This window comes from Bartonella sp. AC130YNZD (assembly GCF_042196865.1).
GTDB lineage: Bacteria > Pseudomonadota > Alphaproteobacteria > Rhizobiales > Rhizobiaceae > Bartonella.
This window is the reverse complement of sequence record NZ_JBHIQZ010000001.1, coordinates 135553-158681: the sequence shown is the minus strand read 5'-3', so window position 1 is coordinate 158681 and position 23129 is coordinate 135553. Positions and strand designations below refer to the sequence as shown.

Sequence of the window (23129 nt, the reverse complement as noted above, 5' to 3'; positions counted from 1 at the left end):
AAAGCTTTAAAATAATCAATTTCTAGCATGGAGGTGTTTTATTGTCACGTAAAATATCTCCCGCAAGATAAAGGGAACCACTAATAAGGACAATTGCCTCTTTATATTCGGCTCTAATCTTATGCAAAGCATCTTGTAGATGTGCTTGTGGAGTAGCAAAGATTCCTGCTTTTTGCGCTGATTCAGCTAATTTTATTGGAGAGATACTGGCATTATTGTTAATTAGCGGTATCGTATATATTTTATCGACAAGGTTCGCTAAGGAACGAAAATAACCGACAGCATCTTTGGTATTGAGCATGCCAGCAATCATAATAATAGGACGATCTGTTTTTTTTCTCCATTGTGTAAGTTCTGCTGCAATAACTTTTCCAGCAGCAGGATTGTGACCACCGTCTAACCATAAATCAATATTAGGAGACAGTTGATCAACCAAATGTCCTTGGATAAGATGTTGCATCCGTGCGGGCCAATAGATATTTTTCAAAGCATCATTTATGGCTTGTTCTGAAAGTTGAAAGCCCGCTTGATAGACTGCTTCAAGAGATGCGCCAGCATTGGCAATTTGGTGGCCTCCAATAAGGTTAGGAAGGGGAAGATCCATGAGACCTTGATTGTTTTGAAAAACCATACGTCCATGTTCTTTATAACTTTGATAATCTTGATCAAATAGAGAATAAGGTGCTTTATTTTTATCGGCAAGGGGTATTAAAGTAGCAAGAGTTTCTTCATAATTTTGCTTCCCGATGACTACTGGAACGTTTGGTTTGATAATTCCCCCCTTTTGAAAAGCGATTTGAGCAATTGTGTTTCCAAGAAAGTTCTCATGATCATAATCGATGGGCATAATAAGCGATACAGCTGGTTTGTTAATGACATTGGTAGCATCAAAACGTCCTCCCAATCCAACTTCTAAAATGACAACATCAGCTGGATGTATACTAAACAGCATAAAGGCAGCGGCTGTAAAAATTTCAAAAATAGTAATCGGCTCTTGACGATTTACTTTTATAATTTCACGGATTGTCTCAGCCAATTGGTTTTCTGTAACAAGTTGACCACCTCCTTTTTGACCTATCCGGCAGCGTTCATTCCAGTTGACGAGATGAGGTGAGCTATAGACATGAACGCAGTATCCTGCACTTTCTAAAAGAGCACGGCAAATTGCTGAGGCAGATCCTTTGCCATTTGTTCCAGCGATGTGAATAATAGGGGCAAGTTTTAAATGTGGATTACCAAGACGCTCTAAAAGGTGAATAATACGCTCTAAAGAAAGATCAAATTTTTTCGGATAATTTTTTAGTAAATCATCTACCACCTTTTGTATTTGGCTTTGTTGCATAAATTTAAGCTGCTTTTGTTGTAGAAAGCGATGTTTGAGAGTCTGTAGGAGATGGATCGGAAGGGTTAAAAACAGCAGGGCGTTTCATCATCAAACGTAAAAGACGCGCAATCGTTGTTTTCATTTCTAAACGTGATACAACCATATCAATCATACCATGTTCGAGCAGATATTCACTACTTTGAAAACCTTCTGGTAGGGTTTCGCGTATAGTTTGTTGAATCACGCGTGGACCAGCAAAACCAATCATAGCGCCAGGTTCGGCAATGTGAATATCACCAAGCATGGCGTAAGAAGCAGTAACACCACCGGTGGTTGGATTAGTCAGCACAACAATATAGGGAAGTTTTGCTTCTTTCAACATTTCAATCGCTACAGTTGTACGAGGCATTTGCATCAACGAGAGCGTTCCTTCTTGCATGCGTGCGCCACCAGAAGCAGAAAAAAGAACCAGCGGACGCCTTTCGGCAATGGCAGTATCAAAAGCTTTGATAATAGCTTCTCCTGAAGCCATACCGAGTGATCCACCCATAAAGGCGAAATCTTGAACGGTTGCAATGATTGGTAAGCCTTCAATCGTACCACGTGCACTTAAAATATTATCATCAACACCAAGTTTAGAACGATAATCTTTTAACCGGTCAATATAGCGTTTTTCGTCACGAAATTTTAAAGGATCTGTTACAACTTTTGGATTTTCAAGAGCTGTATAAACGCCATCATCAAAGAAATGCATGAGACGATTTTTAGCGCTGATACGCATATGATGGCCAGAATTGGGAGCTACAAATTGATTAGCTTCCAGATCTTTATGGAAGATCATTTCACCATTGGTAGGATCTTTAATCCATAGATTTTCTGGAATTTCACGGCGCCCCAATATAGAGTTAATTTTAGGACGAACATAATTTGTAATCCAGTTCATCTTTATAACCTTCCTTTAAATATTACACATCTTTCGCATGATTTGAAAGAATATGAACCTAAGCAGTCACATTTGCTTTACCGATGGAACAAAGGAGTCTATTTAATACTTTTATCAGTGTACGTATAGCTTGTTTTTTAACTTTTTAATTTTCCAATATCATAACAATCATATCTATGAAGAGTATTCCCTATAACAAATTTCTCATAAGTTTAAGAACTTACATGTTTTTATTTTTTTACTTTGGTATTAAAATTCACTCCTTGCGATGGTTAACAAATCCCTTATTTTTTAATAAAAATGAATATCCAATTAATCACTCGTATCAACGGTTCTGAAGAAAAGAAACCTTATAATATAAGCCGTTAATAAGGCTAAAATAATCCATTTAAAATACTGTATAAGACGACATCATATTAGCGAAACGCTAACATCAGAGCAAGATTTTTTTCAAAAGGTTTTTTAAAGCGCGTGCTTTTCACAATTAAAATAGAATACGCTCAAAATACCATTATATTACTCATTTACGTGTTTATTTTACACAGATATCTTTCAATAATTTCCAAAACTCTCTTATGAAGAGTATACACTCTCCATGAATGGTATAAAAGACATTATGCTATCCGTTTTTACTGAAATAGAAAGTACAAAGCGGCACCATCATATTCTTTTTCAGTTTTCAATACGACGATAATGTTTGCATTAAGAGGATTCATACAAAGATATTTCACGCCTTTTTGAAAGTACTTTTATCCGCACACCACCTCCGTTTATAACATATTAACAAACGATTTCAATTGACCCAATATGAATAGGATTAAAATGAGAAACCCTCATAATATTTAGGTTTTTCACTTATGTTGTGAAACGATAAGTTATCATTATAAATCAATATATTGCTTTAATAAAAGATAAAGCATAAAATTTTATATTATGCTTTCTTTGGCTGGCAAGTTTTATTAACCTTAAAGTCAAGGAACACTATTTTTGTGTAATGCGTGCCATGGTCTTTTGGGAAAGCATTTTGTGTAAATATGTCATAAAGGCAGCTGCAAAAAGCGGTGTTGCTAAATTAAGAATTGGAATCGAAACAAAAAGCGCTATCAATAATCCTGCGCCAAAAACCGTTGTGTAATGAGTATGTAAAAAAGCACGGGCATCTTGTTCTGTTCGAAAACGGTAAGCCGCAAACAAGAAATATTCATGACCGAGCAAATAACCATTAATAAGATAAAAAGCAATTAAATTAATACCTGGTATGAAGAATAAAATAAAAGCAATTCCATTACCAAGAAGGCTTAAAATAACAAATTTAAAAGAAATGATAAGAGAACGCTGAAACGGCAAAGCTTGTCCAATAGGCTCGTTTGGGTACTCCTCTTTTTCAATGATTTCAGCAGCAGAGTCAATGAAAAAACCACCAATCATAGCTGAGATCGGTGCAATAAAAAAAGCCAACAAAAGAGCCAAACCAAGATTAAAAATGATAAGCATGCTAAAACCAATCCATCCCGCCCAACTAGGGAGTCCAGGAAGAATTTGAGCAATCCAGGGCCAAAAGTAAGACACAAAAAGTTGGTGCACACATAACCATAAAATGGTGAGAATGAAAAAAGTAACCCCCAATGCTTTCAGTATCATAATACGATATTGCGAGGTCAGAAGACGTTGTAAAGCACGATAAGCAGCAGTAAAAATCATAGATTAACAAACTAAGGAAAGAAGCAAAAAAAACAAGAAATATATTTAAAGTATGTACAGTGTAATTTTTTCTTTCTTTGAATTACAAGATTTTTTTTCAAGAACATTATAAAAAACAGTTAAGGTTTCTTTGTTAAAAATAAAGTTTGAATAAATATAAATTTTGATTTTTAAAAACAAAGAAGAATTTAAAAAGTAGCTGTTGTAGAAGAAATTTTTAGTATTTTTATACATAGTGTAGATTATTGCGTTTATATGATATATTTAAAAAATTAAGGAATAAGAACTATTTTGGAGAAAAGTTGTTTACTTCTATTTATTCAGTAGAGTTATCTAACTTCGTTTATCTAAGTGTTTAATTGTTTTGCACAATTCCTAAAATTCTGTACTTTTCTACTATTTGGCGGCATGCTTTTGTCTCTCGCTTTCAAAAAATGAGTTCAATGGAATAGGGGTAACGTAGTAGCTCCGTAGATATTCTAATTTTGGGCAACAGAATGATTAATATGATAGAAGTGGAAAAAATAAGCTTAGGCGATTGACCGTCCGATCCCATAGAAGAGCAGTTTTTTGAGAAGAAGCAAAGAAAGGGAGAAACCACGGATGCTTAAAAATGATGAGATTTTGAATTTTAAAAGCTATAAGTGCAATGAGGTAAGAATTCATTGAAACACTTTTCATACAAGTGGTGCACTGTATCAAATAATTTTTAGATAATAACACCACTAATTTATTGAAGAGAATTGATCATTTTCAACTTGAATAAGAATCCAAAATATAGAAATATTCTTTAATTTCAAAGACTCTATTCAACATCAAAAAATTATTTACGTACACATTATAGGCGAGACCAATGTATGGATACAAAGCTTTCAATAAAGGAATAAAAATGCTTCTCATGAAACATCACAATGTGAGGATATCATGGATAAAATTCTAGTTTTTGTGGTCTTGGTATTCTGGAGAGAGGACACACACATTTAATTTTAAAGACCGATCACTGAGAAAAATAATAAAGGCTTCAGTTTCATAAACTTATAGACAGTGGTGCAGTGAATTTTGTCTACACTCTTTATAAGCGTCAGTGTGAGATATGCTTCAAATTGCATTGAGATATTATAATATCATTGATTTATACATTATTTTTCATAGCGAATAAGAGCTCAAAATAAAGTTTTCATATTTTCTCATTAGCTGCTCTCATCATGAAACAATCAAAATCATTTATTTGCATATCATAAATATGACCGATATGTGGATAAAAACATTGAAGAAAGAAAATGCTTTTTATAAATTTTATCCATTACAAGAGCTTTGTCAAAATTGATGGTAGCCAAAGTGAATGATAGCTTGTTTTTTTTATAAGCTGGCGAGACAGTGGTGCAATAGATCCTACTTTTATGAAGGCTAGGGTGAGATAGGATTTTTTAAAAAAACATTTCCCAACGCTCATCACACCCATTTCGCAACAGCGTTTGTGAATGGTATATGGGTAAAGCTCTCGTGAATAATATAAAACTTATAGGGCATCACTAACTTTACGCTTAATAAAAAGAGCACGCTGGCACCATCATCCTCAGTGTTTGTCCGAGAAAAGCCCTTGGTTCTTGAGACGGTCCATTATAAGCGCTTTTAGTTCTTTCTGAAACGTTTTGTATTCATACAGTTATCCTTGTTTACAACGTGCAAGAAAATGATTTTTATTGATTCAACATGAGAGAGATTGGGAATGAGAGAATCTTATGATATTTGGGATTCTAATTTAATATGAACAATGCGATATTATCATTATAAACCAGAAATATTATATACTAATTGAGATGGATAGACACCTATTGTCAGTTCTATTTTATAAGGTGTTTTAATATCAACGCGTTTGAAGAGTTCTTATTTGCAAAGGGGTATATTTTCCTCATGAGGAGTAGGTATTTTGGGGGCAAAAAATGATACAATCACGTTTGCTAATTTTTGCGCTACGTGTTGTTTACTCATATGGGGCCATTGTTCAACTTTTTTTCTACTTACGAGATAAACTTGATTTGTATCAGCGCCCATGACACTTGTACCATCTAGTTGAAGAGAAATATCATTAGCAAGAATGAAATCAGCTCCTTTTTCAACACATTTTTTTTGTGCATTGGCAATGATATCACATGTTTCAGCAGCAAAACCAATGACCAATGAGGGGCGGTTTGGAGCGTGTCCAATCGTTGCTAAAATGTCAGGATTTTCAACCATATGAAGGGATGGTGGTATTTTATGAGCATTCTTTTTAATTTTGTGTAAAGACTGCGTTTGACTGCGCCAGTCACAAACAGCGGCAACAAAGATAGCACCATCAGCAGGCAATGCGGTTTGAACGGCTTGTAACATCTGTTGTGCTGTTTCAACATGAATGGTTTTTACTTCTTGTGGGTCTGCGAGATTAACAGGTCCACAAATAAGTGTTACTTTTGCACCCAAATGTGCAAGAGCGGTTGCGATGGCATGACCTTGTTTACCTGAAGACCGATTAGCAATATAACGCACTGGATCAATTGGTTCATGAGTAGGGCCAGAGGTAACGATGAAATGGCGGTCAGAGAGAGGTTTTTCATGCACATTCAAAAGATTCTCTATGGTAGCGACAATAGTTAAAGGTTCGCTCATGCGTCCATATCCCATCTCGTCACGTTCAGCCATATTTCCGATTTCTGGTCCGATGATATGAACGCCATCTGCGCGCAATTGTGCAACATTGCGAATAGTGGCTGGATGCGTCCACATGGACGGATTCATAGCGGGTGCAATCAAGAGTGGACAGCGTGCCGCTAAAAGAATGCAATTAGCCAGATCATCTCCTATGCCATTGGCTATTTTTGCAATACGGTTGGCTGTAGCAGGAGCTAAAATAATCAGGTCAGCATCACGTGCTAATCGGATATGTCCGATATCGTGTTCTTCTTCGTGTGAAAATAAATCAGTATATACAGTACCACCGCTTAAAGCTTCAGCGACTAAAGGCGTAATAAATTTTTGCGCTGCTTTTGTCATCACAACTTTTAAATGTGCTCCACGTTCTTGTAAACGGCGAATCAAATCAAGTGCTTTATAGGATGCAATACTTCCACCAATAATAAGAAGGAGAGATTTTGATTTCAATGATTGCATTTCAACAGCGCTAGCATGAAGGGGTTGTGTGGTGAGAAGAGAGGGATTGCTTAAAAGGCGCCGGACTTCTTCTTCCATAGAAATACCATTTTGCGCGGCGCGTATGCGCAAAGCTTCTTTGGTTTCAGGAGACAGGTTACGAATGGTAATACTGGCCATAAAATACCTCTAAGAAATAAAATGATTGCAATGATTTCATTGTTGATATTTTTAGCATATTAAGGAGATTAGAAAAGATGAAAAAAGTAAAAAGTAAGACAAGCGCAACAAAGTGCAATGATGAAAAGACTATAACGACCATAACGGTTTCTGTGACTTTGTTCTACAGCAAGTTGTTTGAGGGTAGCAGGAGAAAGATTAAAACCTGTTTTTCTCATTTGATTGAAATCTTCTTCTATTCGTTGGAAATTTTGAACCAATTGTGGTGTTTTGCGTGCCAGCGAAAGGAGAGCTTGTGCTCCTTCACTAAAGTCTTTTGCAACGCCTACGGGTCCTAAATTTTTACTAATCCATTCTTTGACAACGGGTTCAGAAGCTTTCCACATATTAAAAGTGGGGTCTAATGTGCGGGCAACGCCTTCCACGACAACCATCGTTTTTTGCAACAATAAAAGTTCAGGTCGCGTTTGCATGTCAAATAATTCAGTGACTTCAAACAATAAAGTGAGCAATTTAGCCATGGAAATGCTTTGTGCTGATTGTCCGTGAATTGGTTCGCCAATAGCGCGGTTGGCTTGCGCAAAGCTTTCAATATTATGGTGTGAAGGAACATAACCTGCTTCAAAATGGGCGCGTGCAACTCGATGGTAATCGCGGGTAATAAAGCCATAAAGGATTTCAGCAAGGAAATGCTTTTCTTTTTTGCCAAGCCTTCCTGTAATGCCTAGATCAACAGCAACAATACATCCTTTTTCATCTACAAATAAATTACCAGGATGCATATCGGCGTGAAAAAAACCATCACGCAGTGTATGACGAAGAAAAGATTGAATAAGCGTAATAGCAAGCGCCTTCAAATCAAATCCTGCTTCTTTGAGTTTGGAAGTTTCGGATATTCTTATACCATCAATCCATTCCATTGTAAGAACATTACGTCCTGTCCGTTCCCAGTCAATACGTGGAACCCGAAAGCCTGTATCATGTTGAATATTTTCAGCCATTTCAGATATAGCTGCTGCTTCTAGGCGTAAATCCATTTCAAGCCGTGTTGTTTGTGCTAAAGTATCCACCACACAAACAGGACGAAGCCTTCGAGAGGCAGGGATATAGCGCTCTTGCAAATGAGCAATGAGATAGAATCCTCTAAGATCTTTAGAAAAACGTGCTCTGATATTGGGACGAATAACTTTTACAGCACATTTTTTCTTATGGCCAGTTTCATCACTGTATTCAGCTGGATGAACTTGAGCAATAGAAGCGGCGGCAATGGGGGGATAAAAATTTACGAATAAATCATCAATAGAGCGACCAAGAGAACTTTCAATTTGAGCAATAGCGGCGGTGCAAGAAAATGTTTGGACGCGATCTTGTAGTTGTGACAAATCTTCCGCAATATCACGGCCGACAATATCAGGCCTTGTTGCAAGAAATTGACCAAGTTTTATGTAAGAGGGTCCAAGCTTATTAATGGCATATGAAATATTTTCAGATCGCTGTTTTTTTTTCGTTTTGCGTCGTGCTAATGCACTCGCTATACGATGACATAGCGCTGGAAATCCTTGAAGATCATCATGAGGAAGAGCACTTAAAACACCTTCACGTGTTAAAACCCATCCTGCACGCATCAATTGAAAGTAAGGGGAAATTTGCACCATTTTTAAATTTTCCAACCTGAATGCAGCGCTGCAATCGCACCGGTGAGATTGCGGTACGATACCCGCGAAAACCCCGCATGCTTGATCATATGGGAAAAATCATCTTGCTTAGGAAATTTGCGGATAGATTCAACCAAATAACGATAAGCATCGCCATCATTTGCGATAAATTGACCCAGCTTAGGGATAGCATGGAAAGACCAAAGATCATAAATTTTATCGAGCCAAGGCATCTCGACATTTGAAAATTCTAAACATAAGAAACGTCCACCGGGCTTTAAAACACGAAAAGCTTCTCTAAGAGCTTGATCAATATGAGGAACATTGCGAATTCCAAAAGCAATCGTGTAAGCGTCAAAGCTTCGATCTTCAAAAGGTAGATTTTCTGCATTGGCTTCAACAAAATCAATCAGAGGGGCAAGACCATTTTTTTGTGCGCGTTTTTTGCCAACGCTGAGCATTGAGCCATTAATATCAAGCACCGTAGCATGGGCTTTTTGGCGTGAAGCATTAAGAATACGAAAAGCAATATCACCTGTACCGCCAGCGACATCAAGAACTTTCCAATGAGAAAGTGCTGGTGGGGAAAGCCAAGCAATCATGGAATTTTTCCACACACGGTGTAGCCCTAAGGATAAGATATCATTCATCTTGTCATAATTTTCAGCAACAGAATGAAACACACCATCCACCATGAATTGTTTTTGTGTTTCATCTACTCTTGTAAAACCAAAAGAGTGCTCCATGCCACCCTTGGTTCCTACACGTTCTGTTTCAATTGCCATGTATATGATCTTCCTTATTTTTCTTTTATCGTAAATGAAATAGAGAGGGAATGTTCAACTACGAAAAAACAACGTATAAAACTACGACGTTTACACAGCCAAAAACAGAAGAGTACCTTTAGATATCAAGATTGGCAACGCTTAAGGCATTGTCTTGAATAAAAATACGTCTAGGTTCAACTTCATCACCCATGAGACGAGAAAAGAGTGAATCTGCATCGGTTGCATCATTAATTTTTACTTGTAAAAGAGAACGTGCATTGGGATCAAGCGTTGTTTCCCAAAGTTGTTCAGCATTCATTTCCCCAAGACCTTTATAACGTTGAAGAGTAACACCTTTTTTACCGTTTGTAAAAATGCTCTCTAAAAGGCTCATAGGACCAAAAATACGCTCTGTTTTATCTTTGCGACGTAAAAGAACAGGAGGATGATATATGTCGATAAAATTTTGGGAAATGCGATCAATTTGGCGTGCGTCAGTTGAATTTATAAGTCCCACATCAAGCGTAACAACATCTTTAACACCACGCAAAATACGCTCAAAACATAAACTTCCATCTGCTGTATATTGTCCACTCCAACCTTGTTCCATATCATCAGCAATCAGATTAAGGCGGTGTGCTGTAGTATCTGCTATTTTTTGCGCTTTTTCTTGTGTTGCAAAGACTTCAAGATTAAAAGCGCCAGCAATTGCTGCTTGTTCAACAATATTACGGTCATAACGGGTATGAAGACCATTTAAAAGTTGACGTAATATACGAGCATCTTTAGCGAGTTGATACAAATCAGCCCCTGCACGAACTTCTCCCGTTGAAAGCTCAAGCGTTGTTTCTTCTAATCCAGTATCGATCAAGAATTCTTCAAACGCTGCTTCATTTTTAATATATTGGGAAGATTTTCCACGCGACACTTTATAAAGAGGAGGCTGAGCAATATAAAGATGTCCACGTTCAATCAACTCGGGCATTTGTCTAAAAAAGAAAGTGAGCAGCAGAGTACGAATATGGGCTCCATCAACGTCCGCATCTGTCATGATAATAATCTTATGATAACGTAATTTATCCGGTGAAAATTCATCTTTACCGATAGACGTTCCAAGAGCTGTAATAAGTGTTCCAATCATATCAGATGAGAGCATGCGGTCGAAACGTGCTCGTTCAACATTGAGGATTTTTCCACGAAGGGGTAAAATTGCTTGATTTTGACGTGAGCGCCCACTTTTTGCTGAACCGCCAGCCGAATCCCCCTCGACAATAAAGATTTCTGATTTTGCGGGATCTCGTTCTTGGCAATCGGCAAGCTTTCCTGGTAGAGAAGTGATATCAAGCGCCCCTTTTCGTCTTGTGAGTTCACGTGCTTTGCGTGCTGCTTCACGTGCTGTTGCAGCTTCTACCACTTTACTAATGAGAAGTTTTGCTTCATGAGGATGTTCTTCCAGCCATATTGAAAGACCTTCATTGACCAAACTTTCAACAATAGGGCGCACTTCAGAAGAGACTAACTTATCCTTTGTTTGTGAAGAAAATTTTGGATCAGGAACTTTGACAGAAAGAATAGCTGTTAATCCTTCACGGCAGTCATCACCGGTTAAGTTCACTTTTTCTTTTTTAGCAATACCTGAAGATTCAGCATAGCCATTAATTTGGCGTGTAAGGGCACTTCTAAAACCTATCAAATGCGTTCCACCGTCACGCTGAGGGATATTATTGGTAAAACACAAGACCTTCTCATGATAGGAATCATTCCACCACAGGGCAACATCAACGCTCATACCATCCTTTTCACTTGCAATATAAATAGGAGTATCAAGCAGAGCTTTTTTTGATTGGTCAATATATTTCACAAACTCTATTAATCCACCTTCATAATGCAATTCAACGGATTTAATATCAGCATGACGCTCGTCAACAAGAAGAATATAAACCCCAGAATTTAGAAAGGCTAATTCCCGTAAGCGGCGCTCCAAAATTTCAAAATCAAACTCAACCATAGTAAAGGTTTCAGAGCTTGGTAAAAATCTAATTTCTGTTCCACTTTCTTGATCGCAATCGCCAACAACTTTTAATGGAGCATCAGCTACCCCATGGGTAAATGATATTTCATGAATTTTACCATTGCGTTTGATTTGCAATTTAAGCCAAACGGATAATGCATTCACAACAGAGACGCCAACACCGTGTAATCCGCCTGAAACTTTATAAGAATTTTGATCAAACTTTCCGCCGGCATGAAGCTGTGTCATAATAACTTCAGCTGCAGAAATACCTTCTGTTGGATGGATATCTGTCGGAATTCCACGTCCATTATCACGAACAGAACAAGAACCATCAGCATGGAGTGTGACGTTTACAAGAGTTGCATGACCGGCTAAAGCTTCATCGATAGCATTGTCTACAACTTCATAGACCATATGATGTAACCCCGATCCATCATCAGTATCACCGATATACATACCAGGACGTTTGCGTACAGCATCAAGACCTTTGAGAACTTTGATAGAAGCGGCATCATAGTTATTGCTTTGTGCTGGTGAGGTTATTTCATCACTCATAAGTTAGTCCATTCCTGTGTTCAATTTACAATATTTTATCCGCTTTTTTTAAAGCTCAATGTTCTGATCAGTTATTTATGGAATAACCACATTAAATATTTACCGTATATCAGATCTAGATTCAATATCTGTCGATATATAATGGAGAGAATGATAAAATGATAGTGTACTGTTATGCTGTAAAACACTAGGGCGGTGATATAAGGCGAATAAACACTTATGACTTATACAAAAAGCTGTTTCATAAACGATGCTATTTACTTTGTTTATTTTTGCATATACGTTCTGTTTCAGAATTAGTTATGCATTTTGTGTTACACTAATAAAGGTCTCACTTGTTTTATCCATAAATCAATTTTTCAATCCTAATTCTACCATATATTTAAAACAAAAGTTGCGAGCTCTCTAAGCAGTTCAAACTTTTGTATGTTAGATTGAGGCGAAAATATTATGTATATTGGTTTGTGTCATCTTTAAAATGTGAAAAAAGCTTCATTTGAGGAAAATATAAATGCGTAAATGTAAAAACATGTTTCCACGATCATCTTTATATTCAACTTTACAATTTAAAAAACGTCTTACGGTGATGTTTTTGAATAATGAGGGTAATGACGCATTATCTTACGCTTTTGTTTCTTGTATTCTGGTGAGGTTGCATCGCTCATTCAAAACAAAACGCCATTGTACTGTTTATTCACGCGCTTTTTTAAGGAGCATCTCTCAATGTTCCCAAACTCATTTTACAACGATATTTGAATAGTATAACGCAAAATACCCTGTGAATACTACAAGATTTATGTCCCCCATCTTTCCCATCGTGACAATAAAGTGCAAATCAGAATCATCATTTTATTTTTCAGCTCTTAAATGTTGGTGCAACCTTAATGTTGAGAAAACCCTCGGCATTTGAGGGGTGTTTTTACTCTTTTCTTCAATAGTATCTATATACTTCCCAGGTTGTGATACGCAAGGAAATGGTCTTAATATTTTAAGGTACGCGGGATATTTTGATAAAATAAAGTGTACCACTAAAGTATATACAGCTTATTTCTTATATTAAAAAATTAAATCGCTTTTCTCTAAAATTACTTTTTATATATTCATTTTGGAAAATTAACATCAGAAATCTAAGCATTTTCAATGGTTTCAAAAATAGCAAGAATTTTATTTATTAAACGCCAGATATTTTGGTGAAGTGCGTTAGATAATAGTTAAGAAGTGTTGCATCTTAGTTTTGAAAAATGGGGGAGAGATTTTGAAAATAAAAAAATCTATATATGTGAAACATCTTCAATTGCGTTTACAGTACTTTTTATTCAATAATCCATACAATATTTTTATTCGTATTTTATTTGTAGCAGGGGGGGTTCTATTTTCCTCTTACGCAGAAGCTGAAAGGCTGCCTTCTTTTTTTGATTCGCATGAACATTTGGTACAACCTGATACAACGGATATCTTTCGTTTGCGTTTTGTAACAAGTTTTGATTTTCCTCCTTTTAATTTTATTGATCAATCGGGGTATCTTGCAGGTTATAATATCGATTTATTGCGCGCTATTTGCTCAAAATTAAAATTAGAGAAGCTTTGTGAAATAGAAGTGATTCCTTGGAAAGAGCTTGTAGAACATGTTAAAAATGGTGGTGCAGAAGTCATTATTGCGGGTTTAAAAGAAACAAGTAAAACCCAGCAAGATCTTGTTTTTACAAAGTCATATTTGCGCTTTCCAGCGCGATTTGTTGCTTCTCGACGTTTAAATCTCGATGAGCCAATAAGTGATCAATTGATACATTTAACCAGTGGTGTTTTGTCTAAAAGTGTTCACGAAAAACTCTTTCAACATTATTTTCCTAAAGCCAAATGGCAAGGGTTTAAAAAGAGAGAAGAGCTCTATAAAGCATTACAAGAGCGTAAAATTGACCTTATTTTTGATGATGGATTTGCTTTATCATTATGGTTCAAAAAACAAAAATCTGTTGATTGCTGCCATTTTGTTGGGGGGGCATATATGGCGCCACAGTTATTGGGGCAAGGAATGCAGCTTGCTGTTGCAAAAAAGAATGAAAAATTGGTTGATATACTCAATTATGCGCTGAAATCTCTAGAAGAGGATGGTAAACTTACAGAACTTTATTTGCGTTATTTTCCAATAAGTTTTTATTGATGAGTAGTTTTTTAATTAAGGGCTGTTAATCTTTCTGCGCCTAGTCGATAGGAAATAGCTTCTGCGAGATGATAGCGTGAAAGAGTATCTGATCCGTCAAGATCAGCAATTGTGCGTGCAACTTTGAGAATGCGATGATAAGCGCGTGCAGAGAGGTGCATTTTTTCACTCACATCTCGTAAGAGTATGGTCGCACTTTTATCAGGAATGGCAATCTGTTCTATAATTTTGGCAGGGCAATCGCCATTGGTACGAATATGATCAAACCCCATTGTTGAAAAACGTTTAGCTTGAATGGTACGGCACCGTGCGACGCGTTTGGCAACGTCACAGCTTTTTTCTGATTGTTCTGGTTGCATAAGGTCCATAGCCGTCAAAGCAGGGACATCAATCCGTAAATCAATTCGGTCAAGCAGAGGACCAGAAATACGGGACTGATAATCGATTTGACAGCGTATCCCTTTAGGGCAAACATGGTCTTTTTCGCCTGCCATACCACAACGGCAAGGATTCATTGCGGCAATAAGTTGGAAGCGAGCAGGATAGCTAATATGGTGATTAGCGCGGGCGATAACTGACACCCCACTTTCTAAAGGTTGACGAAGAGAATCAAGAACCTGTGGAGAAAATTCAGGCAATTCATCAAGGAATAACACACCATTATGAGCAAGGGAGACCTCTCCTGGTCGTCCTTTAAGCCCTCCACCAATCATTGCGGCCATGGAAGCAGAATGATGTGGGGAACGAAAGGGGCAATGAAGTGAAATGGTATTATGAACCGTTTCTCCTGTAATAGAAGCAATCAGAGAGACATCTAAAAGCTCACGGCTATCAAGAGGTGGCAAAATGGAAGGTAAGCGTTGCGCTAGCATAGATTTTCCAGCACCAGGGGGACCTACAAACAAAAGGTTATGGCGTCCAGCAGCACAAACTTCTAAGGCACGTTTGGCTGTTTTTTGTCCTTTGATTTCGCAAAGATCTGGAAGTCCAGTTTCGATAGTATATTGGCGCGGTTGTGGACGTTTTTGAATTTGGGTTCCTTTGAAATGGTTGACTATAGTGAGCAGAGTTTCTGGGGCAAGAATATTTATTTCTGCATTTGCCCATGCTGCTTCAGGTCCACATTGGAAGGGACAAATCAGTCCTTTATCGAGTGATAAAGCTGTCATGGCAGCTGGTAAAACACCATTAACAGCGGTAAGTGAACCATCCAGTGATAATTCTCCTAAAATGATATAGTCTTGAGCTACTTCGGGAGGGAGGATTCCCATAGCAAGCATTAAGCCTACAGCGATTGGCAAATCATAATGCGATCCCTCTTTAGGCAAATCAGCTGGTGCAAGATTAATCGTAATTCGTTTAGTAGGCATAGAAAGTCCACAAGCGTGGAGGGCTGCTTGTACACGTTCACGGCTTTCTGCAACTGCCTTATCAGCTAATCCAACAATAGCCATTCCTATTTTACCAGACGAAATCATAACCTGTACATCGACAGGGACTGCTTCTAGACCGCGAAAAGCAACAGTTGTAATACGTGCGATCATTTATTTATTTTCCCCCTTTAGACTTGGTAGAGACAATCATATCTATTTATAAAAATCAAGAAGCATCTCTATAGCTTTTTTTATAGAGAGAACTATATACGTAGGCAGTTTTTTAGCATTCCCATGGAAAGTCATTTGTACAAATTTAACCATGATGATATGGGACGCAATAAAACATTTATAATAAGCTAAATAAATATGTTAAGAAAAAAAGAATGAGGCTGTTCGTGTTATACAACAGTGCAGAATTTTATGAAAATATAAGGGGAGGATGACGTTATGTATCGCAGAGTGTTATTTGATGTGATAAAACGTGTAAAATGTGCAAAGTAATTATATTTACCTTTCTTATTTTTATATTATTTAAAGCGTAGTAGATGCAAAGTGTATTATAAGGTATCTGATTTTATGGTATACCAGACAAGAATTTTATTAAAATCAGGGACTGTGCGCTGTGTATTTATAGGCTTGTGTTTTGCTTTTTCTTTTCCACAGCCACTTGCTGCATTTGATTTTTTCGGCATCCCTCTTTTTGGTCAAAAGAAAACAAATTCTTCTTCACATTATGCCAAAAGTACAGAGAAATTTTATAAAGTTGATGTTGTTGCACCGCCAGGTGCACCATTAGAAGGTATAGAAATAGTTAAATCTGTTTCTTCTCTTGTTGCTGATAAAGAGAAAGCATCCGCCAGTTCTTCTGGTTTGCTCGCCAAGGCGCGTTCAGATTATCGAGCAATTCTTTCTGCTCTTTATGCTGATGGACACTATGGTGGTGTTATTAGTATTAAAATTAATGGCTTAGAAGTCGCTGATTTAAGTCCGGTAACTCAACTTCCAGCACGGTCCAATATTGTTATTACAATTAATGCTGGTCCACAATATGTTTTTAGTATTGCAAATATTGATAAAGTAGCTCCGTTTGAAAAACGTAAAGCGCATAAAATGCCCACAATTGAAGAATTGGGCTATAAAGTTGGGGCTATTGCTAAATCTGAAACCATTTTGAAAACAGAAAAATGGGCGATAGAAGGATGGCGGCAACAAGGTTATGCTAAAGCTAAAATTATGAAGAGTGAGGTCGTGGCTGACCATGCTGCGTTGCGTGTTGAAGGACGGATTGTTGTTGCTCCTGGACAAAAGGCTTATTATGGTCCTTTAAGTGTGCGTAATATAAGTAAGAAACCACGTGTAGATTCAGCTTATATCGCGTGGATGACCGGATTGAAACCAGGGCAGATATACGATTCTGATGCGTTAGCTAAGGCAAATGAACGTCTTGCGCGCCTTGGTGCTTTTCGTGCTATCAATATACGTGAGGCTGATACTATTAATCTAGATGGTAGTTTACCGCTTGCACTTGTTGTACAAGAACGTAAACCACGTCGTTTTGGTGTAGGCGGTAGCTATTCAACTTTAGACGGTGCTGGTTTTGAGACTTATTGGATGCATAACAATCTTTTTGGTCATGCAGAGACTCTTAAAATTGAAACAAAAATAAGTGGTGTTGGTAGCAATAAAAAGCAATCATATAATTTTAAAAATTTTGATTATCTTTTTGGTGGCACATTTGTAAAGCCCGGTGTACTCACGCCAGATACAGATTTCAGGTCAGAATTAAAAATACAACAAGATGTTTTAGAAAATTATACGACAAAAGCCATCAAAGGAAAATTAGGTATTACGCATATTTTTAATGGTAATCTATCGGGACAGGCTGCTGTAGAAGTTTCAAATGGTTATTCACGTGATATCTATTTTGGGAGCCGTAATTTTACAACAATCGGTTTCCCTAGCGGTTTGATTTACGATAGTCGTAATAATAAGTTTAATGCAACAAAAGGTTTATATGGTGAAGTTTTTATTGAGCCTTTTTATGAGATGCGTTTTAGCAACTTTGTTGCAAAAGTAACAGCAGAAGGTCGTTCTTATTGGGCGTTGGATGAAGGGGATCGTTTTGTTGTTGCTGCGCGGGCAAAGCTTGGTACAATTCTTGGGAATGATACAGCACAAGTACCCGCAAATACGCTTTTTTTTGCTGGTGGTGGGGGCTCTGTTCGTGGTTATGCTTACCGTAATATTGGTATCAAAACAGAAAATGATGGGGTTGTTGGTGGACGGGCGCTTATTGAGGGGTCAGCAGAATTGCGTGTTTCTTTAAATGATAAAATAGGGTTTGTCAGTTTTCTTGATGGAGGTTTAGTAGGGGAAAAGGCGAATTTTGATTTTTCTCAAAAAATTAAATGGGGAGCCGGTATAGGAGGTCGTTATATGACGGGTCTTGGTCCTTTACGCGTTGATTTAGCCTTTCCTTTAAAGAGAGAGAAGGGTGACCCTCGCATTGGTTTTTATGTGGGTATAGGGCAAGCATTTTAATGAAAAAAGGTGTACGTTTATCAGCTTTCTTCTTTGTATTTTTGTTTTTTTGGGTGGGTGGTTTTGTTTTTGCGCAAAGAGGAGACATTCTTCCCTCTAGCGAAATAAAAACAGATGATCGCTCATGGTTTGTTTCTTTAATTGAACGAAAGCTTTCAGCGCCTAATCGTCAAGTTCGTTTACACAATATGCAAGGGACACTGTCTTCTCAAACATCTATTGATACTATTACTGTCAGTGATAAAAAAGGGGTTTGGCTTAAAATTACCAATGCTAAAATGGATTGGAATCGTCTAGCGTTGCTGAGAGGGCGGATGGATATTAACCAGCTTTCGGCAGAACAGGTTACATTTTTACGCAAACCGCAAGGCAATTCTTCTTTTGTTTCTTCCCTTGAGACGGGTAAGTTCTCTTTACCAAAATTGCCGCTTGCTCTTTCTATCAATACGCTTACAGCTCAACATGTGACATTTGAACAGAATCTTTTTGGTTTTTCTGCTGATATGTCCTTAAAAGGCAATTTCACCTTGGCTGGTGGTAATTTTGATGTCGATATAGCGGCGCATCGTTTAGATGCACCGGGTTCTTTTTCTGTTCTCACCAAGATATCTGATAGTAATCGTACAGCTCAAATTGATATTTCTGCTAACGAACCACAAAATGGTATTTTGGCGAATATTTTTAACATTGAACAACGTCCAGCATTAAGTCTCGTCGTGAAAGGTGATGGTACTTTTGATGATTTGGTTATCAAACTTTCTTTAGAGTCCGATCATCATTCTATTTTAGATGGTAATGTTATTCTTGCAAGTGTTCCAGAAGGACAGAGTTTTTCTACGAAATTAGAGGGAACACTGAGCCCTTTAATACCTGTTCAATATCGTAGTCTCTTCGAATCTGATATAACATTAAAAGCAAAGGCAAGAAGAACAAAAGAAGGTGTGACACACCTTGATCAGATGGTTATTCAGAACAAAGCAATGAATGTTATAGCCAATGCTGAAATAACCGCCGATGGATTTTTGCGACGGCTTTTTGTTGATGGCAAAGTGGCTCTTGATAACGAAAAGGAGTCTGTTCATTTACCTATATCAGAAGTGCCAAAACCTGCGAATACTCTTGCTTTGAACATTGACTATGGTCGCGAAGGTCAACAATCTTGGAATGGGCGGTTGGTTGTAAATCATTTAAGCAATAAAAATATTTATATTCGCGATGCAATTTTTGATATGGGAGGAGTAAGCGAAAATCTTGATAATGCAGCTTCTCGTCATGTTGGTGTTCAGGTTAAAGGGACGCTTCAAGGGGTTAAAAAGATTAAGGGAGCATTAGTAGAAAATTTAAGCCAAGCGGTTCATGTGCATTTAGATACGGATATTGTTTCGAACAAACCAATTTTGATTCATGATCTGAGTGTTACGGCTCAGGGTTTTTCTTCTTGGTTAAAAGGGACAATGGAGAATTTTGTTTTTAAAGGCGATCTCGGTTTAAAAGCTCAAACATTAACTCCTTTGGAAGTGTTCAGTAAACAATCACTTTCTGGTAGTGCAGATATTAAAGCCAAAGGAACGATCAGTTTATTGAGTGGCATTTTTGATCTCCAATTATCAGGAATGGCTGACGATATGAAAATAGGCATGCAGTCTTTTGATCGTTTATTCAAAGGAAATACTACTCTTTCAGGTGGCGCTGCTCGAAATAGAATGGGCTTCACTTTACGTCATTTTAATTTGAAAAATCAATATACAAATATAGAGGCTAATGGTTATTTTTCAGATGAAAGCGCTAAAATGGATCTATCTGCTCAAATATCTGATTTGTCCAAATTAGACTCAAGGATAAGCGGTGCACTTACAATTCAAAGTACGGCGAGAGGGCGCAATAGCCATATAAAACTAAATACACGTGCCCATATTTCTGAAGCATTAATTGTAGGGAAGAAACTTCAAAACACAACATTTAACATAGATGCATTTGTAGATAATACAGCACCAGTTACTTCTTTAACAGGGGTGGTAAAGGGTGAAGGAATTTTTGCTAAGAAACCTTTGCATTTATCGGCCTCTTTTGAAGATTCTCATAAAATTCGAAAACTTGAAAATATCGATATTAGAGGGGGAAGTGCAAAAATAACGGGTGATCTTTCTCAACAACTTGGCGGTTTTTTGAAAGGAGCGCTGCATATTGATGCCGATGATATTTCCGTACTTTCAGCGTTATTTTTGCAGGATGGTAGTGGAAAAGTAAAAGGAGATTTTATTTTTGATGAACAAAATGGCAGACAAAAAACCAATGTGAAGGCGCATGTTAACCATTTGAATTTTTCCAAGAATAAAATAAAAAAATTGGCAATAGATGCTGACATATTCGACCCTTTTGGCATGACTCAGTTTGAAGGAGTTATCAATGCAGAACATATTCAAACACCTTTGGTAATGGTCAATCGTTTAAATGCTCACGCCGATAGGAATAATGGACAAACGGTTTTTACTGTCCAAGCGATGTTGCATGATACTCTCAATGCAAGGCTTTCTGGTCGTTTAATGGTTGAGGAACTTCCTGAAAGTATAAAACGAGAAGTGCAAATTGAAGCTGTGGACTTAAAACAACACACTTTTCATGCAACATTGCCGAAGCCATCTATAATTTCTTTTGATAAAGATGGAATGACAATCAATGAATTAGGAATTGCAATAAATGGGGGCAACATCATCTTAGCAGGAAATATTCAAGATACCCTGAATTTACAACTTACAATGAATGCCCTTCCTGCTACTTTAGTCAATTTGTGGAAATCCGATCTTGGAGCAGCAGGGAGTGTAACAGGGCAGGTTATGATTCGTGGTCATTTAAAAAAACCTGATATAACTTACGATATAAAAGGTGAGGGACTGACAACCGTTGCTTTTCAAGATAAAAAAATTATGCCTTTTTCTTTTTCTGCTACGGGAAACACTGTAGATCAAAATCTTACTTTGAATGCAAATTTCAAAGGAGAAGGAGTACAAGCACAAGCTCAGGGGCGTGTATCTCTAGAGAAAAATGCGCTTGATCTTCATATTAATTTGCAAAATTTATCTGCACGTTTGGCGAATGGTTTTATTGCAGGACAAGCGCTTGATGGGACAGTAATAGGTAAAGTTGATATTGATGGAACAATGAAGGATCCATCTGCTCATTTTGAGCTTTCTAGTCAAAATTTAACCGCTATGACGCATAAAGGACCGATGTCAATCAATATAAATGCTCGTGGTTCTTATAAAAAATCGACATTTCATATTGAAAATATGATAGCTACTGGAGATAAAGGATTAGATCTTTCCATCCATGGGCCTTTATCTCTTAATGGTTCAGAGGCAAAATTAAACGTTAAAGGGATAATGCCTCTTGATTTTGTTAATCTCTTATTAGCTAAGCGTGGTGCACATATAACGGGTACAGCAAGAATTGATACAGCTCTTAATGGGTCATTATCAAAGCCACAATTGATAGGAAATATTTCTATAGGCGACGGTAGCTTTTTTGATTCACAAACAAATGTAGGATTGAATAATATAACGATTGAAGGCAAATTGAAAGGTGATCATATCCTTATAGAAAAAGCTTCAGCTTCTTCGTTTGAGGGGGGAGGAATTTCTGCTTCAGGTCGTATCTCTAATGGTCTAGAGACAGATTTGATATTTCATCTTGATAATGCCAATTATAATGATGGTTCTATGATTCTGGCAACATTATCAGGTGAGATGACAATGACAGGTCATTTTTTAAATAGTCTTGTTCTTGGTGGTGATATCATCGTTGAAAAAGCTGAAGTTTTTGTTCCTGATCATTTTAAAAGTGCCAAGTTTCTTGATGTTAGAAATAAGAATTTAACTAAATCGATTCAAACAACACTTGAACGTGCTGATGTTAAGAACACGAACAAAAGCAAAAGCCGTATAGTTACACAAGAATCTTCATCTGTCGTGCTATCAAATATGCGTATTACAGCACGCAATCAATTTTTTGTACGCGGAAAAGGCTTAGATGCTGAACTGGGAGGACGCATTAATCTAGCAGGTCCATTGAATGATGTGCATCCAGTTGGTGAATTTAGAATGATTCGTGGACGTTTTGATATCCTGTCGCAACGTCTTAATTTTGATCAAGGACAAGCGAGTTTTAGTGGTAATCTTAATCCTACGGTTTATTTTGTAACCAACAATAACAGTGGTGATATTCGCGTCACTGTAACTGTAAGTGGGACGGTTGATAATCTTGATATTAATTTTTCATCACAACCAAATTTGCCTCAGGATGAGATTTTGGCGCGTTTGATTTTTAATCGCTCTCTTAATGAATTATCACCATTTCAGATTGCTCAACTTGCAGCAGCAGCGGCTGATCTTGCAGGTAGTTCTAATACATCTTTGTTGAATACTTTACGAACTAAAATTGGACTTGATGATCTTGATGTTATCGTTAATGAGAAGGGGAATACAGGCTTACGTATTGGACGCTACATACACAATAATATTTATTTGGGCTTTGAAGCAGGGTCTGATGGAACGACGAAAGGGACAATTAATTTAGATATTTCGCGTCATCTCAAAGCTAAAGGTGCCATAGGAAATGAACAAAATTCTAGTATAGGTCTCTTTTATGAAAGAGATTATTAAAGATTGAATTTAAAAAAACAATTTCTTCGTTTTTTGTCTCTCATTTCTAAATCTGAGGAAGAAGAGATAGACTAGAAATCCTATAAAAGAAGAAGCTTTTTGTTGAGGCGTGAAGAGATATATCT

The 23129-nt window shown here is 37.2% G+C and carries 11 protein-coding genes; 3 read left to right on the top strand and 8 right to left on the bottom strand.

The genetic code is table 11. The annotated features are described in order from the left end of the window. Positions 1 to 22: 22 nt before the first annotated feature. The 7 genes from ACFINU_RS00580 to gyrB form a co-directional block, all read right to left on the bottom strand. Entirely contained in the window at positions 23 to 1342 is a 1320-nt protein-coding gene (locus tag ACFINU_RS00580; protein ID WP_375617475.1) for a bifunctional folylpolyglutamate synthase/dihydrofolate synthase, read from the bottom strand. Between the two features lie 4 nt (positions 1343 to 1346). Continuing rightward, positions 1347 to 2267, bottom strand: coding sequence for an acetyl-CoA carboxylase, carboxyltransferase subunit beta (gene accD / locus ACFINU_RS00575; protein WP_375617476.1), 921 nt, complete (start codon positions 2265 to 2267; stop codon positions 1347 to 1349). A gap of 981 nt (positions 2268 to 3248) precedes the next feature. Further along, the gene (locus tag ACFINU_RS00570; protein ID WP_375617477.1) at positions 3249 to 3968 is read right to left on the bottom strand and encodes a sulfate transporter family protein; all 720 of its coding nucleotides are present in this window, start codon (positions 3966 to 3968) and stop codon (positions 3249 to 3251) included. A gap of 1887 nt (positions 3969 to 5855) precedes the next feature. Next, on the bottom strand, positions 5856 to 7277 hold the full coding sequence (coaBC, locus tag ACFINU_RS00565; protein ID WP_375617478.1) for a bifunctional phosphopantothenoylcysteine decarboxylase/phosphopantothenate--cysteine ligase CoaBC: 1422 nt from the start codon (positions 7275 to 7277) through the stop codon (positions 5856 to 5858). A gap of 68 nt (positions 7278 to 7345) precedes the next feature. After that, positions 7346 to 8932, bottom strand: a complete 1587-nt coding sequence (ubiB, locus tag ACFINU_RS00560; protein ID WP_375608982.1) for a 2-polyprenylphenol 6-hydroxylase — start codon at positions 8930 to 8932, stop codon at positions 7346 to 7348. 2 nt (positions 8933 to 8934) lie between these two features. Continuing rightward, the gene (ubiE, locus tag ACFINU_RS00555) at positions 8935 to 9717 is read right to left on the bottom strand and encodes a bifunctional demethylmenaquinone methyltransferase/2-methoxy-6-polyprenyl-1,4-benzoquinol methylase UbiE (RefSeq protein ID WP_375617479.1); all 783 of its coding nucleotides are present in this window, start codon (positions 9715 to 9717) and stop codon (positions 8935 to 8937) included. Positions 9718 to 9835: 118 nt separating this feature from the next. Further along, positions 9836 to 12268 carry a DNA topoisomerase (ATP-hydrolyzing) subunit B gene (gyrB, locus tag ACFINU_RS00550; protein ID WP_375617480.1) on the bottom strand — a complete coding sequence of 811 codons (2433 nt, stop codon included), beginning with the start codon at positions 12266 to 12268 and terminating at the stop codon, positions 9836 to 9838. A gap of 1255 nt (positions 12269 to 13523) precedes the next feature. Between gyrB and ACFINU_RS00545 the strand changes: the two genes are divergently transcribed. Continuing rightward, positions 13524 to 14429 carry a transporter substrate-binding domain-containing protein gene (locus tag ACFINU_RS00545; RefSeq protein WP_375617481.1) on the top strand — a complete coding sequence of 302 codons (906 nt, stop codon included), beginning with the start codon at positions 13524 to 13526 and terminating at the stop codon, positions 14427 to 14429. A gap of 11 nt (positions 14430 to 14440) precedes the next feature. On the opposite strand, the gene ACFINU_RS00540 is transcribed toward ACFINU_RS00545, so the two are convergent. Continuing rightward, positions 14441 to 15973 carry a YifB family Mg chelatase-like AAA ATPase gene (locus ACFINU_RS00540; protein ID WP_375617482.1) on the bottom strand — a complete coding sequence of 511 codons (1533 nt, stop codon included), beginning with the start codon at positions 15971 to 15973 and terminating at the stop codon, positions 14441 to 14443. 408 nt (positions 15974 to 16381) lie between these two features. Here ACFINU_RS00540 and ACFINU_RS00535 point away from each other — a divergent pair, with 408 nt between their 5' ends. Beyond that, positions 16382 to 18346 carry an autotransporter assembly complex family protein gene (locus tag ACFINU_RS00535; protein WP_375667286.1) on the top strand — a complete coding sequence of 655 codons (1965 nt, stop codon included), beginning with the start codon at positions 16382 to 16384 and terminating at the stop codon, positions 18344 to 18346. After that, the gene (locus ACFINU_RS00530; RefSeq protein ID WP_375667284.1) at positions 18346 to 23004 is read left to right on the top strand and encodes a translocation/assembly module TamB domain-containing protein; all 4659 of its coding nucleotides are present in this window, start codon (positions 18346 to 18348) and stop codon (positions 23002 to 23004) included. Before ACFINU_RS00535 ends, ACFINU_RS00530 begins: the two co-directional genes overlap by 1 nt. Positions 23005 to 23129: the final 125 nt, after the last annotated feature.

What these genes read in the sequence shown, in the direction of transcription:
- ACFINU_RS00580 (WP_375617475.1), bottom strand. Translation starts at nt 1,342, where the DNA reads ATGCAACAAAGCCAAATACAAAAGGTGGTAGATGATTTACTAAAAAAT.
- accD (WP_375617476.1), bottom strand. Translation starts at nt 2,267, where the DNA reads ATGAACTGGATTACAAATTATGTTCGTCCTAAAATTAACTCTATATTG.
- ACFINU_RS00570 (WP_375617477.1), bottom strand. Translation starts at nt 3,968, where the DNA reads ATGATTTTTACTGCTGCTTATCGTGCTTTACAACGTCTTCTGACCTCG.
- coaBC (WP_375617478.1), bottom strand. Translation starts at nt 7,277, where the DNA reads ATGGCCAGTATTACCATTCGTAACCTGTCTCCTGAAACCAAAGAAGCT.
- ubiB (WP_375608982.1), bottom strand. Translation starts at nt 8,932, where the DNA reads ATGGTGCAAATTTCCCCTTACTTTCAATTGATGCGTGCAGGATGGGTT.
- ubiE (WP_375617479.1), bottom strand. Translation starts at nt 9,717, where the DNA reads ATGGCAATTGAAACAGAACGTGTAGGAACCAAGGGTGGCATGGAGCAC.
- gyrB (WP_375617480.1), bottom strand. Translation starts at nt 12,268, where the DNA reads ATGAGTGATGAAATAACCTCACCAGCACAAAGCAATAACTATGATGCC.
- ACFINU_RS00540 (WP_375617482.1), bottom strand. Translation starts at nt 15,973, where the DNA reads ATGATCGCACGTATTACAACTGTTGCTTTTCGCGGTCTAGAAGCAGTC.
- ACFINU_RS00535 (WP_375667286.1), top strand. Translation starts at nt 16,382, where the DNA reads ATGGTATACCAGACAAGAATTTTATTAAAATCAGGGACTGTGCGCTGT.
- ACFINU_RS00530 (WP_375667284.1), top strand. Translation starts at nt 18,346, where the DNA reads ATGAAAAAAGGTGTACGTTTATCAGCTTTCTTCTTTGTATTTTTGTTT.